This is a genomic window from bacterium SCSIO 12643, assembly GCA_024398135.1.
In the GTDB taxonomy this organism is placed as follows: Bacteria; Bacteroidota; Bacteroidia; order Flavobacteriales_G; family Salibacteraceae; genus CAJXZP01.
Genome location: CP073750.1, coordinates 1,989,813 through 2,005,492, shown reverse-complemented (window position 1 = coordinate 2,005,492; position 15,680 = coordinate 1,989,813). Strand labels below are relative to the sequence as shown.

The 15,680-nt window shown below is 36.3% G+C and carries 12 protein-coding genes; 6 read left to right on the top strand and 6 right to left on the bottom strand.

Annotated features, from left to right (window positions below; translation table 11 throughout):
* Position 1 precedes the first annotated feature (1 nt).
* Positions 2–1,177, bottom strand: coding sequence for a cytochrome-c peroxidase (locus tag KFE94_08485; GenBank protein ID UTW68135.1), 1,176 nt, complete (start codon positions 1,175–1,177; stop codon positions 2–4).
* Between the two features lie 168 nt (positions 1,178–1,345).
* Between KFE94_08485 and KFE94_08480 the strand changes: the two genes are divergently transcribed.
* The 4 genes from KFE94_08480 (at position 1,346) to KFE94_08465 (ending at position 5,544) form a co-directional block, all read left to right on the top strand.
* Positions 1,346–1,843 (top strand): TlpA family protein disulfide reductase, encoded by a 498-nt coding sequence (locus KFE94_08480; protein ID UTW68134.1) that lies wholly within the window; start codon positions 1,346–1,348, stop codon positions 1,841–1,843.
* A gap of 24 nt (positions 1,844–1,867) precedes the next feature.
* Positions 1,868–3,532, top strand: coding sequence for a hypothetical protein (locus KFE94_08475; protein UTW68133.1), 1,665 nt, complete (start codon positions 1,868–1,870; stop codon positions 3,530–3,532).
* Positions 3,533–3,543: 11 nt separating this feature from the next.
* Positions 3,544–4,455 carry an Omp28-related outer membrane protein gene (locus KFE94_08470; GenBank protein UTW68132.1) on the top strand — a complete coding sequence of 304 codons (912 nt, stop codon included), beginning with the start codon at positions 3,544–3,546 and terminating at the stop codon, positions 4,453–4,455.
* 177 nt (positions 4,456–4,632) lie between these two features.
* Positions 4,633–5,544, top strand: coding sequence for an Omp28-related outer membrane protein (locus tag KFE94_08465; GenBank protein UTW68131.1), 912 nt, complete (start codon positions 4,633–4,635; stop codon positions 5,542–5,544).
* 49 nt (positions 5,545–5,593) lie between these two features.
* On the opposite strand, the gene lepA is transcribed toward KFE94_08465, so the two are convergent.
* The gene (gene lepA / locus KFE94_08460; GenBank protein ID UTW68130.1) at positions 5,594–7,378 is read right to left on the bottom strand and encodes a translation elongation factor 4; all 1,785 of its coding nucleotides are present in this window, start codon (positions 7,376–7,378) and stop codon (positions 5,594–5,596) included.
* A gap of 329 nt (positions 7,379–7,707) precedes the next feature.
* Here lepA and KFE94_08455 point away from each other — a divergent pair, with 329 nt between their 5' ends.
* Positions 7,708–8,067, top strand: a complete 360-nt coding sequence (locus KFE94_08455; GenBank protein ID UTW68129.1) for a hypothetical protein — start codon at positions 7,708–7,710, stop codon at positions 8,065–8,067.
* Positions 8,068–8,131: 64 nt separating this feature from the next.
* On the opposite strand, the gene KFE94_08450 is transcribed toward KFE94_08455, so the two are convergent.
* The 4 genes from KFE94_08450 to KFE94_08435 form a co-directional block, all read right to left on the bottom strand.
* A complete protein-coding gene (locus KFE94_08450; GenBank protein UTW68128.1) occupies positions 8,132–9,124 on the bottom strand; it encodes a pyruvate carboxyltransferase in 993 nt (330 codons plus the stop codon).
* Between the two features lie 218 nt (positions 9,125–9,342).
* Entirely contained in the window at positions 9,343–11,361 is a 2,019-nt protein-coding gene (locus KFE94_08445; GenBank protein ID UTW68127.1) for a T9SS type A sorting domain-containing protein, read from the bottom strand.
* A 164-nt stretch (positions 11,362–11,525) separates the two neighbouring features.
* On the bottom strand, positions 11,526–11,984 hold the full coding sequence (gene rnhA / locus KFE94_08440; GenBank protein ID UTW68126.1) for a ribonuclease HI: 459 nt from the start codon (positions 11,982–11,984) through the stop codon (positions 11,526–11,528).
* Complete coding sequence (locus tag KFE94_08435) at positions 11,984–12,850, bottom strand: M23 family metallopeptidase (protein UTW68125.1); 867 nt, start codon at positions 12,848–12,850, stop codon at positions 11,984–11,986. The genes rnhA and KFE94_08435 overlap by 1 nt, the downstream gene beginning before the upstream one ends.
* Before the next feature lie 122 nt (positions 12,851–12,972).
* Between KFE94_08435 and KFE94_08430 the strand changes: the two genes are divergently transcribed.
* Positions 12,973–15,645 carry a tetratricopeptide repeat protein gene (locus tag KFE94_08430; protein UTW68124.1) on the top strand — a complete coding sequence of 891 codons (2,673 nt, stop codon included), beginning with the start codon at positions 12,973–12,975 and terminating at the stop codon, positions 15,643–15,645.
* Positions 15,646–15,680 lie beyond the last annotated feature (35 nt).

Genomic DNA, 15,680 nt, shown 5'->3' with positions numbered 1-15,680 from the left:
TTTATTTGAATGGATCGCTATAAATCTTATTCGTTAAGAATTCGGTATCGGTCAACGTATTTAAAAAAGCCTCTAACGCTTCTATCTCTTCTTGAGTCAAGTTATAGCGAATAGCTGTTTGACCACCCGGCATTTTTAAATGACCATCTAATGTTGGAGACCAATTAATTCCTGTACTATATCCCTGAATAACTTCCGTTAAACTCTTATAATCTCCATTGTGCATATATGGAGGCCTAACTGCTATATTTCTCAAAGAAGGAGCCTTAAACTTACCTCTATCCAAAGGATTTCCTGTTGTTTTTTCCAACCCAAAATCATCTGGTTCTCTGGTTAATCCATTATTACGAGAAACAACCGTGATCATCGCATCTGTAGAATGGCAACTACCACATTGTCCTTTATCGATGCTATTAAAAAGTGATTTCCCCCAATTTTCCTGCACAGTAAAATTATCAAATGGTTCATTCACTTCATGATGGGCTCTCCCTTGGTCATATTTAGAATTAAATGAAACCATGGATCTGATAAACTGTGCAAGCGCCTTCGAAATACGATCAGATGAAACCTCATCATCTCCAAATGCACGCTTAAACAATATTTTATAATATTCCTGTTGATCCACTACATTCACCAAATCGGTTAAAGTCATACCCATTTCAACAGCATCCTGAATTGGCATCAATACCTGATCTTCTAAAGTTTCAGCTCGTTCATCCCAGAAAAAACGTCCGTTTGTTCTAAATCTGGAATTACTCAAACCCATGGAATGGCGTCCTGTTAGTCCTCCCTCAAATCCTTTTGACAATGTAGCTGTATCACTAAAACCAAACTCCTGCACATGACAGCTGGCACATGATATTGTTCCATTCCTGGACAATTTTTTATCGTAAAATAAAACTCTACCCAATGTTGCACCCTCATCAGTCACCGGGTTATCCGCAGGTGTATTATCATGAATTAAAATATTCGTATTCCCAAGATATCCAGGCAATGTAATCCCCTGATAATTATATGGACTTGAAGGTAAGTTCAAGTATTCGCTTAACATCTGATTATCCTTTTGATATTGCGTCAGCGTATTAGTTGGTTCAACATCCTTTTTACAGGCGGAGAACCCCAAAATAAATACTAAAAAAATCCATTTACGGTTCCGAAGTTTCAAATCACATTTCATCAACATTCTAATTTACTTATACTTACACAAAAATGAGCCTGCTCCAAATTTAATCAAAATCTTCATTCTAAATTTTATGTTAAACAAAAGACATCATCTATATTAAAAGCACTTTTTTTTGTTCTATTAATATGTTTGGTTTATAATTACAGCCTCAAACAAAAAAACATGAAATATTTATCCACTTTTATTGTCGCTATTGCGTTATCTATCAGTGCTTTTTCACAAGCAAAATTGCCTGAAGTTCAAATTCAAAATATTGATTTTGAAACATTCAATACATTGAACATTAAAAACGATGGAAAGCCTATTATTATTAGCTTCTGGGCAACCTGGTGTGCACCATGTAAAGCTGAACTAAATGCAATTGCAGATGAGTGGCCAGACTGGGAAGAAACTGGTGTGAAAATCTATATCGTTTCTATCGATAATTCTCGTTCTGTAAACAGTGTTCAACCATATGTATATGGACAAGATTGGCCTTTTATTACATTGTTGGATGTAAATTCGGAATTCAGACGTGCAATGAATGTGAACAATGTACCTCATGCATTCCTTTTAAACGGTAAAGGTGAGATTGTGTGGCAACACAATGGCTATAACCCTGGAGATGAGGAAGAGCTTCTAGAGCTTGTTCACAAGCTGAACGCGGGAGAAGAAATTTAATTTTACATTTCTGAACATATCATTATGCGTAAGATTCAAATAATAGTTTCATTTTTATTTGTAACTGTATTTGCGTTTCAGGTTAACGCACAAAATTCTCCAATACCAGCTGGTACCGATTTAGGTCAAATTCATGGAAACTTCGATTTGGGGGCTCAATACTATCGTGATGATACCCTTATTGGTGCACCTGATGTTCCTGAACAAGTATTGTTTAATGGTTTTCTTAACCTAAATTATACCAAAGGAAACTTCCGTGCTGGAATTAGATATGAAAGTTATCAAAATGCCTTATTAGGTTATAGTCCAGAATATATTGGAAATGGAATTCCTTATAGATATGCTGGTTATAAATTGGGTAATTTTGATTTCACTGCGGGAAACTTCTATGAACAATTCGGTAATGGATTTCCTTTAAGAAGTTATTTTGAACCGACATTAGGTGTCGACAACTCTTTTGATGGTTTTAGAGTAAAGTACAACAACAAGGGAGTTGGAATTAAAATGTTAATCGGTACTCAAAGGAATTATTTTACTCAAAGTGAGGGTATCGTTCGTGGAGCTGATTTAAATGTTCAGCTAAACGATTTACTGGATAATTTAAAAGACAACCCTACCAAGATTCAGTTTGGTGGTAGTGTAGTAAGTAAATACCAACCTGATAATAGTCCGGATTTGGTATTACCTGAAAACGTAATGATTCTTGATGGTAGATTTAAAGTTTCCAGAAAAGGGATGTATGTATACAGTGAATACGCTTATAAATACAATGACCCTTCTGCTGATAACCGATATATCTTTAGAAATGGTCAATCGTTAGAAGCAGGTTTAGGTTACTCCAAAAGAGGTTTCGGAATTAATGTTACTGCGCATACATTGATTAACATGTCTTATCGTAGTGACAGAGACAACTCCAGTCAATTTACGGAAGAATACATTAACTTTATTCCGTCTTTAACAAAGCCGCACAGTTATTTGTTGATGGCAACGCTTTATCCATATGCGACTCAACTTCAAAATGAAATGGCGTTTCAGGTGGATGCAGTATACAAGTTTAAGCGTAAATCTCTGTTAGGAGGAAAATATGGAACGACTTTATTCGTTAATTTCTCTTTTGCAAATGATGTAGATACCACAAACCTGAATGATATGGAGACTACTCGTTTAGGTTATTCTGCAGATTTATTCAAACCGGGAGACACAAAATTATGGCATGATTTCAATATGAAAATCGTTCATAAATTCTCAAAGTTGTTTCAATTAAAATTCACTTATCAGAACTTGTTTTACAACATAGATATTCTTCAAGGGAAACCAGGGGAATCAGATATTTTGGCAAACGTTTTTATTGCCGAGGGGAAATTTAAATTTGATAGAAAGAATACATTAAGAGTAGAAGCTCAAACATTATTCACAGATCAACATGATGGCGATTGGGCCGCATTTGTTGCGGAATATACTGTTTCTCCTCATTGGTCGTTCTCATTATTGGATCAATACAATTACGGAAATAAATCTGCTGAAAAAAGAATACACTATTTCACTGCAGCTGTAGGATATACACAAAAGGCCAATAAGATCATGTTAAGCTATGGCCGACAAAGAGAAGGTTTATTCTGTGTAGGAGGAATTTGTCGTGTAGTACCAGCATCTAATGGTGTTAAACTTACTTTATCCAGCACGTTCTAAACATAAACGTTATGAAAAAACTATTTGGATTTATCATACTAACATCTATCGTAGCTGCAAGTTGCGATGTGGTTACCAATCCATATCCTGAGGGAGGGGCTGGACCAGGTGATGAACAATACAACGATACTGTTTACAACGATTCAACCGTTGTTAAAAGAAGAATTATTCTGGAAGAATTTACGGGTCATAAATGTCCAAATTGTCCTGAAGGAGCTGATATTGCTAAACAAATACAAACAGATCATCCTGAAGATTTCATTTCGGTTGCAATACACAATTCTGGCGCATTTTCTAAAGTAGATATGAGCGATCCAACGCATCCATATCCTTCGGACTTTGAAACAGAAACTGGTGAAAAACTTAGAATTAAGTACAAATTTGCAGCATTCCCTGGCGGAATGTTAAACCGTACAGAAATTAATGGAAATGTCAAAGTAGCCTATCAAAAATGGTCGGAAGAAGTAAATAAGCTTATTGCTGATCAAACTTACATGGCTCCCAGATTCAAGTTGCAATTAGAAAACATCTATAATAGCAAACCTGGTGATCGTTCTTTACGCGTGAGATATAAAGCTACATGTCTTCAAAATGTAACTGGAAACATTGCGATTGTAGGTTATTTACTGGAAAACAAAATCATAGCTCCACAAAAGGATAGTAGATTGAACGAACCTTATGTAAAGGACTATGAGCACAATCATGTTCTTAGAATCGGATTCCCAGGTGACGGTGACGGTAAAACAATATTCACGGACCCTTCTATGGGGGATATTGTTGAAGTCATATCTCCATCAGATGAAATTTCTGTGGCGGTTAGCGATAGCTGGAAACCAGAAAATATGGAAGTAGTTGTATTCTTATACAATTCTGATACAGGCGAGATTCTTCAAGCTGAAGAAGTCTCTCTTACAAGTCAATAATATTATTGCTAATATGAAAAAATCCCGATTCAAATGAATCGGGATTTTTTTTGAGCTTAACTTTATTTCCATTTAGAAATCACCTTAAAACCTAAACCATTATTTTTCCGTAGATTATATGCATTATCACATTTATAGAATGTTATATTCGTAGTTAATAACCAGTATCAACCGATCATGAAAAAGAGAATTTTTGGATATTCATTTTTACTCCTTACCATTACCTATAGTTGCAATTTAATTACCCAACCTTATAATAATAACGGAGCTCGCCCGGGTGATGAGCAATATAACGACACTGTTTACAATGACACTACAGTCGTTAAACGAAGAATTATGCTTGAGGAATTCACAGGTCATAAATGCCCAAATTGTCCTGAAGGGGCGGATATCGCAAAACAAATAAAAACTGATCACCCAGAAGATTTTATATCTGTTGCCATACATAATGGCTCATTTGCCAAAGTTGATATGAGTGACCCGGAACATCCCTTTCCTTCAGATTTTGAAACGAAAACCGGTGAAAAACTTCTCATCAAATACAAAATCTCAGGATTTCCAGGAGGATTACTAAACCGCACGGAAATAAGTGGAGCTGTTAAAGTGGATTATCAAAAATGGTCAGAAGAAGTAAATAAGCTTATTGCGGATCAAACATACATGGCTCCTAGATTCGAGTTGCAATTAGAAAACATCTATAATAGCAAACCTGGTGATCGTTCTTTACGCGTGAGATATAAAGCTACATGTCTGCAAAATGTAACTGGAAACATTGCGATTGTAGGTTATTTACTGGAAAACAAAATCATAGCTCCTCAAAAGGATAGTAGATTGAACGATCCTTATGTAAAGGACTATGAGCACAATCATGTTCTAAGAGTTGGGTTCCCTGGAGGCGGTGATGGAAAGACAATATTCACAGACCCGTCCATGGGTGATGTTGCAGAAGTTATTTCTCCAGCTGACGAAATTTCGGTAAAAATTAATGATAACTGGAAACCTGAAAATATGGATGTAGTTGTATTCCTATATAATTCCGATACCGGTGAGGTTCTTCAAGTAGAAGAAATACATTTAACGAGCAAATAACCTTATTATATAAAAGCAAAAATCCCGATTCAAAAGAATCGGGATTTTTTTAATCCAATTTTAGTACTGCCATAAACGCTGCCTGCGGAATTTCAACGTTCCCTACCTGACGCATTCGCTTCTTACCTTTCTTCTGTTTTTCCAGAAGTTTACGTTTTCTGGAAATATCTCCACCATAACATTTTGCAGTTACATCTTTACGTACCGCTTTAACGGTCTCTCTGGAAATAATTTTAGCCCCAATCGCGGATTGAATCGCAATATCAAATTGCTGACGCGGAATGAGTTCACGCAACTTCGAACAAATCTTCTTACCAAGATTATATGCATTATCCCTATGAATCAGCGCAGACAAAGCGTCTACGTTATCGCCATTTAAAAGAATATCCAATTTAACCAGATTTGATCTTTGATAATCTATGGGATGATAGTCAAAGGAAGCATATCCTTTGGATACTGTCTTTAGTCTATCGTAAAAATCAAATACGATTTCACCCAATGGCATGTGGAATATAATCTCAACACGATCTGTAGTCAAATAGTTCTGCGTTTGAAGAATACCACGTTTTTCAATACAGAGCGTCATAATTGACCCTATAAAATCTGCTTTGGTAATAATTTGCGCAGAGATATAAGGCTCTTCTACGTATTCCAAAATAGCTGGGTCCGGAAACTCTGATGGGTTCATCACCGTGTAAGTTTCTCCTTTCTTCGTATGTGCTATGTAAGATACGTTTGGAACAGTAGTGATCACCGTCATATTAAATTCTCTTTCCAGCCTTTCTTGAATAATCTCCATATGGAGCATTCCAAGGAAGCCACATCTAAATCCAAACCCTAATGCTGCTGATGTTTCGGGCTCGTACGTTAAAGAAGCATCATTCAATTGCAACTTCTCCATTGCATCACGCAACTCCTCATAGTCATCATTCTCTACGGGATAAACACCCGCAAATACCATTGGCTTCACATCCTCAAAACCTGTAATAGGTTCACACGGATCCTCAACTCTTGTAATGGTATCCCCAACTTTTACCTCTCGCGCTACTTTAATTCCGGAAATAATATAACCTACATCACCGGCAGATAAAGTATCACATGGTTCTTGATTTAATTTCAATACACCGATCTCATCCGCATAATATTCCTTATCGGTATTTAAGAACTTCACCAAATCTCTTTTCTTCAAGGTTCCATTATATACTCTGATATAAGCAATAATCCCTCTAAAAGAATTAAACACCGAATCAAAAATCATGGCTTGCAAAGGTGCTACCGGATCTCCGACTGGTGCTGGCACCTTTTCTACAATAGCTTCTAATATCTTATCTACACCAATACCTGTCTTACCACTAGCTGGAATAATATCTTCATACTCGCATCCAATCAAATCAACAATCTGATCTGAGACCTCATCAGGCATAGCACTAGGCAAATCCATTTTATTCAGTACCGGAATAATTTCCAGATCACTATCTAGAGCCAAATATAAATTTGAAATGGTTTGCGCTTGAATCCCTTGAGTCGCATCGACAATAAGTAATGCTCCTTCGCATGCAGCAATTGATCGTGATACTTCATAAGAAAAATCCACGTGCCCTGGGGTATCAATTAGGTTCAATGTATACTCTTCACCATCTTGAAGGTATCTCATTTGAATGGCATGAGATTTTATTGTAATACCTCTCTCTCTCTCCAAATCCATATCATCCAATAACTGATCCTGAGCTTCACGTTCTGATATGGTATTTGTTTCCTGTAATAATCTATCCGCCAAAGTACTTTTACCATGGTCAATGTGTGCGATTATACAAAAATTACGTATGTTCTTCATCTTACTCATTGGCGCGAAAATACGCCAATTTTCAATCAGATCGAAAAGGTGCAGAAAGAATTCAAAAGGTTGATAAATATATGAATGGAATTCCCATAATTCTATTAGTTTTTATCCCTTTAAATCTCGAATTATTCCTTATTCCATTCGTTTATTAAGTTAATGTTAAGTCTATTGTTAACATTTAAGATAAAACAGACTGAAGCTAAAACGCTGTTTTTAAAACATTTAAGTTAAGATCTGTTTTACATTGGTTAATATTAGCTTAACATTGGCGTAATATTTCCATAATCTTATTATATTTGTACTGTAACAAACACCAGACGATTATGAAAAATTTAATTTTATTAGGACTTTTTACTGTATTAAGCGCAGGTTTATTTGCTCAAGATGGTAAAGTAGTGAGAGAGGAGTTTTATGCTAATGGGAACTTAAAATTAAAGTTTGTTGAGATTGCACCGGATTTAGTTGAAGCCACATACTATTTTGAAACCGGAGAACTTTACGAAACGGGTTATTTCAAAAATGAAAAGTTAAGTGGAAAATGGATTACGTATAATATCAATACTGAACTTCAAACTATCGGTTATTTTGCAGATAGTAAAAAAACAGGAACCTGGACCCATTATAAAGACGGTAAGGTTTATCAGGTTGTAGATTACTCTACAAATCAAATTGCTAAGAAGTAAGGTAGCTGGTAACCTCTTATAGAATTTAAAAGCGCTTCATACATGAAGCGCTTTTTTTATGTTATTATATTTTTATTCTACCGCTCTTAATACTCTCAGAACGTAATCTACGTCCGACAATTCTCTCTACCATCTCACCGGTTTCTAATATCTTCTCCACATGAAGTCCAGTATCAATACCCATTTCATCCAACATCACCACCAAATCTTCGGTACTCACCAATCCTGAGATGTTAGGATCCTTGATATAGTATGCCCCTGTTCCCGCCACAGGCACTCCATCTACAAAGTTTGCTGGCTGTCCGCCTATTCCTCCCATCGTAGATTCAAAATGGACCATTCCAGCTTGAAGTGCAGCCAACACGTTCGCTAAACCCCATCCTCTGGTGGTATGTAAATGCACAATATGCTCTTCCGGAACTTTCACCCGGTCTAATAGCATTGTGAAATATTCGTATATGCTTTGAGGAGTAGCGGAGCCATCATGATCTGCATGTTCCACATCATCCACTCCCATATTCAACCATCTTTCTGTAAAGTCAACAGCTAAACTCATCTCAGTAGGGCCTGAAATCGGGCACCCCCAGATGGTACTTACCGTACCACAGACTTTTAGCCCTGCATCCTTTGCCTTTCGGATATACTCCTCAGACATTTTCCAATATTCATCTAAAGACAAACCGGAATTTACTCTATGATGTGCCTCACTCGTAGACACCATCAACAATATTCTATCAGGCCCGTACCCCTGTTTTTTGGCTTCAATCGCTCGTTCTATAGCTTTTTCACGTATAGTTACCGCTGTAAGCTGAGTTTCGGGAGCGCCATTCCAACCCGACTTTGTTTTTCGAATCCCCTGAAGCACCTCATCCGCATCTTGAAATTGTGGCATTCCTTTAGGATTACCATAATTGGTAACTTCAATCGATTTAAACCCACAATCTATTAATTGCTTTCCCAGCCAAATTTTTGATGCAGTTGGAATAAAATGCTCTTCATGTTGAAAACCATCTCTAATGGTTATGTCACTAATTTTAACTTTTTTAGGTAACTGCATTATATTTGTTTTCGGACAAATCTAAAAACCTAAAAGAACTAGCCAATATATAAAGTCATTAAAACGAGAAATTTCAAGCACGCGTTGCTACGAAAAAAAGGATGCGCGCTTGAAATTTCATCTATCAAACAAAATCTTCTTATATACGAACTCTAACGAGCTGCTTAAGGTTAAATAACTTCTATAACAATCAATTCATTCACACCAATATTGAATTATTATCGCTTCATTATTCTTTCAACTCTTACTTTATCTTTTGAGTGAACCTTAATAAAGTAAATTCCGTTTGAAAACTGAGTCAAATCTATGATCACATTTGATTGATTTACTTTTCTTGTCTGCAATACTCTACCCGCAGCATCAAGAACATCAATTCTCATATTATCTGGTTTTTCCAGATTTACATATACAATATCACGTGTAGGATTCGGGTATATTTCCATACCTATTTCCGGGTCTTTCGGATCCACACTTAGTGGGAACCCACACGGAGTTAACTTTCCCTGGGCATAGTAACTTCTTACCGAATCAACTCTTTCCAACATCACATCAACACCTGCCTGAGCACCAACAACATTATAATCTCTCCCCAAAACAAAGGCATATGTTAATTCAATTGCATCACCCGGAGCAAACGTAACCGGTCCAGTAGATGCAACTCCTCTCCTGTCTCCAGGAGCTTGCACCAATGCATCATTCCAAACCGGTACGGATGTTCCATTGGTACCATAATTCTGCGAATCAGAATTATCGGGAAACATATATTTAGTTTCGGTTGGATTAGGAGGAACTGAACTAAAATGACCGTTTCCCCCATGTACAATGTTAGAACCATCTTTCCACATCCCTTGCAAATAATTATTATACTCCCATTCAATCTGAGGATCAGATAATACAGATCCAGAAGTATTTACATAATACTGGAAATATTCCATTCCCCAATATTCATTATCCACAATACCATCGCCAAACCCTTTTCCGTTAACGGTTTGATTCGGCCCAATCCCCGCATTGTTATCAATCCCATCATCATCCTGTTTTAATCCTTGTAATATCACCACAGCCTGAGCTCCAGGATGATTCTTATAACTCGCATCATAATCACTTCCGTTATAAGCGAAAAACATACCTCGATCTACATCACATTGAATATAATCATCTAATGCATCTCCCACCTCCAAATCACTCCACATACCTACTCGAGTTGAATAATACGTCTTATTTGATCTATTGTAAATCTTGTAATCTACAAATACAGTATTCATTAGCGCTGAGTCTCCGCAACCAAAAGCATATGCCATTCCGTGAACCTCTGCAAACATAGGATGAAGAGAAACCTCAGAATACCCATCATTATAAATAAAATAAATGGCTTCGTCTCCTTTAATTAATGGATAATCCCCATCATACGGGTTATAAGTTTGATCATTATTATAGTCGAAAAATGGTGCCAGATTCGCAGCCTCACCATTCACAATATTTCCATGTGCAGGCCAGTCCAATAATTCTTGAGGTACTTGATACCCCAAATCATTCCAATGATTTTTATGCCAATCTATCTGATGCGCTGATACTTTCCACACACGATCCCACTTGGTATTGTATAATGAATCCATATGTGATACATTGGACACTGGTCCTGAATTCCCTGTAAAGGTCCCTAACCATGAGCCATAAGTTCTAATATTAGAATGTACGGTATTATTATGTAAACCGGAGATCCAGATATTTGAACCAAAAATTGAACGCACCCCATTAATTTTAGGGCTTGAAAAACCATTTCCATAAACTTGGGGATTAACAAACAACGCATCTTTATCAATGGTTGCATTAATGTTGTTTATTGTCAATTGTGCAAACGACTTCTGCATCACAATCAGAGTCACCTCTCCTGTATCACGCATGGCTGAGGAGCCATTATCTCGAATAACATATTTGAAAGATTCGGTACCTGAATAACCTGCTGCCGGATAGTAATGCAGCCAAATAATATAATTTCCGGGCTTTAAAGATGTGATTTGATTTTGACCTGTATAAATGACCGATTCTAATTGAAAGCCATGTCCATCTACATCATAATCATTTGACAAAAAATCGAGGTTTAACTTGATTGAATCCACAGAATGCGCTTCACCATAAGTTAAATAAATCGTATCATCAACTGCAACCGGAGGATTGTTTTGACCAAACGTAAACACATGAATTCCAAGACAAATGATCCATATTAATTGTTTCATCGTATAGAGATTTAATAAGGTAAAAAAAAAGCTATTACGTAATTGGCCTGAATTACCCCTTAACACGAAAGGCTTGAATTCTAAGTGGGGTTATTTGGTGACATTTCTTTGACAAAGCCAAAAAAATTAACTGATAAACAATCAGTTACGAACAATGAATTTTACTAGTTATTTTCTTCATATCCTACATCGGGAGGTAAATTCTCTTGCCTGGAAGCTGCAACAGCAAGTGCATCACAACGCTCATTTTCCGGAATATTTGCATGTCCTTTTACCCAAATGAACTTAACAGGATTTTTTGAATACACGACCAAAAAACGTTTCCACAAATCGATATTCTTCTTCCCTTTAAACCCTTTCTTCTGCCATCCAAAAACCCAGCCCTTATCTACAGAATCCACCACATATTTTGAATCCGAATAAATGGTTACCGAATGTCCGCTTCCTTTAATGCTTTCCAAAGCTACAATCACAGCCAGCAGCTCCATTCTATTGTTCGTAGTGTTTCTAAATCCTTCAGACAATTCTTTTCTATGAATTCCCGACATTAAAACAATACCATATCCACCTGGGCCAGGATTTCCTCTTGCGGCACCATCAGTATAGACAATAATTTGCGCCATTAAAATATAATGTGATTTTCAGGGTCAATTGGGATTCCGTTTTCCCATAATTCAAAATGTAAATGTGGACCTGTGGTCAACTCTCCTGTATTCCCTACAACAGCAATTGGATCTCCGGCATTCACCACTTCTCCGGTTTGTTTTAATACAGCTGAACAATGCTTATACACCGAAAGTAAATCATTATGATGTTGAATTTGAACTACAAAACCAGATTTAGTTGTATAATCTGCCATCACAATCGTTCCATCCATTACCGACTTAATGGGTTCTCCTTCTTTGGTCACCACATCTACACCAAAATGTCCTTTCTTCACATTAAAATGCTCAATTACGGTACCCTTCACCGGATTAAAAAACAAATACACTTTATCTTCAATCTCCCCGTCAGAATTATGCAAAGCATATTGTTCTTGTTCTTCTATACTCTTTCTCATCAGGGAGTCTTCCTGACTTTTTACATCTTGAATATTTTCAATCCTAACGTCTTCAAATGGTGCTTCGATAATAGAATCTGCAGCAATTTCACCTGATAAGATATTTTTAATATTCTTCAGATAAACATCACGTATTGCGATTTCTTTCGCCAGTGAATCACTTTTATGCGCGGCATAAGCGGCATTCTTCTTGGTTTCCAAATCTGAATAACCTGGGATATATTCTCTTAATGGTGTAAATGCGAGTACTCCACCTACAAATACAGCCACAAAAATCATCAATAAACCAACGGCAGTTATGATATTTAACAGACTTAATTTTAGTGAAAAATGCTCTTCATAGGTATCATCATTGATGATTACCAAACGAAACTTATACCTGAGTTTCCGGATTACTTTCTTTCGTCTTTTCTCTGGTTTTTCTTCCATAAAGTGCTACAAAAATCATGATTCTTTCTATTAATAGAAAAGATTAATGAATTTATTCTAATAAAATAAAATATTTTTGGCGCAAATCAGTTAACAGCAACAAATATCTCATTCAGGTTATCTTGACAAAAAACCTTCAGAAGTATTCACTGGTAGTCCTCCTTTTTGCAGGACTATTTCTTTTTAATGGATGTTCCACCAAAAAAACCGGGTGGGCACATCGTTATTACCATAGTGTATTGACACGTTTCAATGGATATTTTAATGCCAATGAAATCATGAAGGAAGCCGAACTTAAGATTGATTTGGCTATGCCAGATGACTACACTAAAATTCTTCCTGTTTACAAAGAACTACCGATTGAGCAAGCTGACTTAGTTTCTTCAGACATGGATCTTGTGGTTGAGAAATGTGCGAAGGTGATCACCAAAAACTCCATTAAAAAGAGAGGAAAAGAATACACCAAATGGATTGACGACTGTTATTTCCTAATGGGTAAAGCTTATTATTATAAAAATGATTTTGCCAAATCTTATAAACTTCTTAATCAAGCTGCTCGAAAATATAAAGATCAGGAATCCCGTTTTGATGCTCGATTATGGTTAGCCCGATTATATGCCAAAGAAGAAAATTATGAAAAAGCTTTAAAATACCTTTCACACCTGGAAAGTGACAAAGAACTTCCTGAAAGACTTAAACTGGATATTAGTAAAATGTATACTTCTATATTTCTTGCACAGGGAAATATGGAAGGCGCAATTTCTGAACTACTCACCGCTATTTCGCACGCCAAGAAAAAACCTGAAAGGCTTCGTTTAACATATTTACTTGGTCAGCTTTATAAAGATCAGGAAGAGCGACAAGAATCCATGCGTGTATTTGCTCGTGTATTGAAAATGCATCCTGAATACAAGATGGAGTTTTATACACGCATTCAAATGGCAATGGCTTACAGTTTGGAAACAGGTGGAGCAGAAGGAGTACGTAAAGAACTTCTTAAAATGTTGCGAGATGAAAAGTATATTGAATTTCAAGATCAAATCTACTATGCACTTGCAGAAATGTCTTATAACGAAAGAGATCTTCCGCAAACTATTGATTATCTCGAAAAATCAACTGTAGCCAGCATTGACAACAACAATCAAAAAGCAAAATCCTTTTTACGTCTTGGTGAGATTTATTTTAAGGAACCAGAATACCAAAAAGCACAAGCCAACTATGATAGTTGTGTGACTTACATGCCAGACGATTTCCCAGATGCCGAAAACATTCGGAAATTATCCAACAACCTAAAAGATCTAGTTGCTCAAATTATCATTATCGAAACTCAGGATAGCTTACAGATGGTGGCTAAAATGGATCCCGAAGAAAGAGAAGATCTTATTGCAGACATTATTCAAAAGAGAGTGGATGAAGAAGAGCGTAGACTATTAGAGGAACAAAATAAAACTGAAGCTGAGGCTGGAGCATTAAACAATCCGGGAGGATTTGCCGGTGGTCCGGGTGGACCAGGTGGATTTGGAGGTTTACCAGCTGGAAGTAATAAATGGTATTTCTACAATCCAACCACACGGGATGCAGGTAAGCAAGAATTTACAAGAATTTGGGGTAGACGTGCAAATGAAGACAACTGGAGAAGAAGTTCAAAAGAACAAACTTTTGATGATTCTACCGAAGGAGGAGACAATGATTTCTTTGTAAATGAAGATGGAGACACACTACAAATCTCTGGTGATTGGTTAGATCCTAATTATTATTTAAAAGATCTCCCGGTAACGGAAGAACAGGTCAAAGCTTCAAACGATCAAATCATTGAAGCATATTATGCATTGTCTGTGATCTATAAAGATCAGATGGAAGATACACCAATGTCCATCTCTACTTTAGAAGAGCTAAATAACAGATTCCATCCGCATAAATACACCGTTGATAGTTACTATAGATTGTATAGAATGCATTTAGATGAAGGAGATCTTGCAAAATCAAATTATTACAAGAATAAAATTCTAAATGATTTTCCTGACTCTCAGTACGCACAAGTAATTAGAGACCCTAATTTCTTAGAAAGAGAAAATGAGGATTTTGTAGAAGCTTCTAAAATTTATCAAAAAGCTTATATCAAATACTACAAACGTGGTTACTACGCACAAACTATTGAAACTTGTACGAGTATTATCGACAACTACGGACATACCCGAATAAAACCAAAAGCTATGTTCTTACGCGCTTTAGCTATTGGTCATGAAGAAGGTGAAGACGCATTAAGAAGAGAACTTACTGAAATAGCTACCAAATATTCCGATGATGAATATGGAATCCGTGCACAACAAATCATAGAAGGATTAAATATCAAAGTTCAAGATGCAAAAGCCAAAGAATTGGCTGAAGCACAACAAAAACAAATGGAAGCTGAAGTGGAGGAAATGGATTACAAACTTGACTTAACTTCCAAACATAACTTCGTTATTATTGTTCAGGCTTCGGGAAAAGAACTCAGCGACATTAAAACCAGCATCAGTAATTTTAATCGTACGAATTTTAAAATGGAAGGGCTTAAAATGTCATCCATCATTTATAAGAAAGGTACGCACATGATTACTATTAAATCTTTTAAAAACGCAAAACAAGCTAAGGTCTACAAAACTGCATTTGAAAATGCATCTAAATTAGAAACTATTACTTCTAATCATAATAGTTTCTTTATTGTGTCCTATATGAACTATGCTTTATTTTATAAAGGAAAAGATCATGTAAACTACCAAAGATGGGCTACAATAAAATATAAGGACCTCTAATTTAGAGTTCATTAGTTGGATTCTGTTAAAAATCC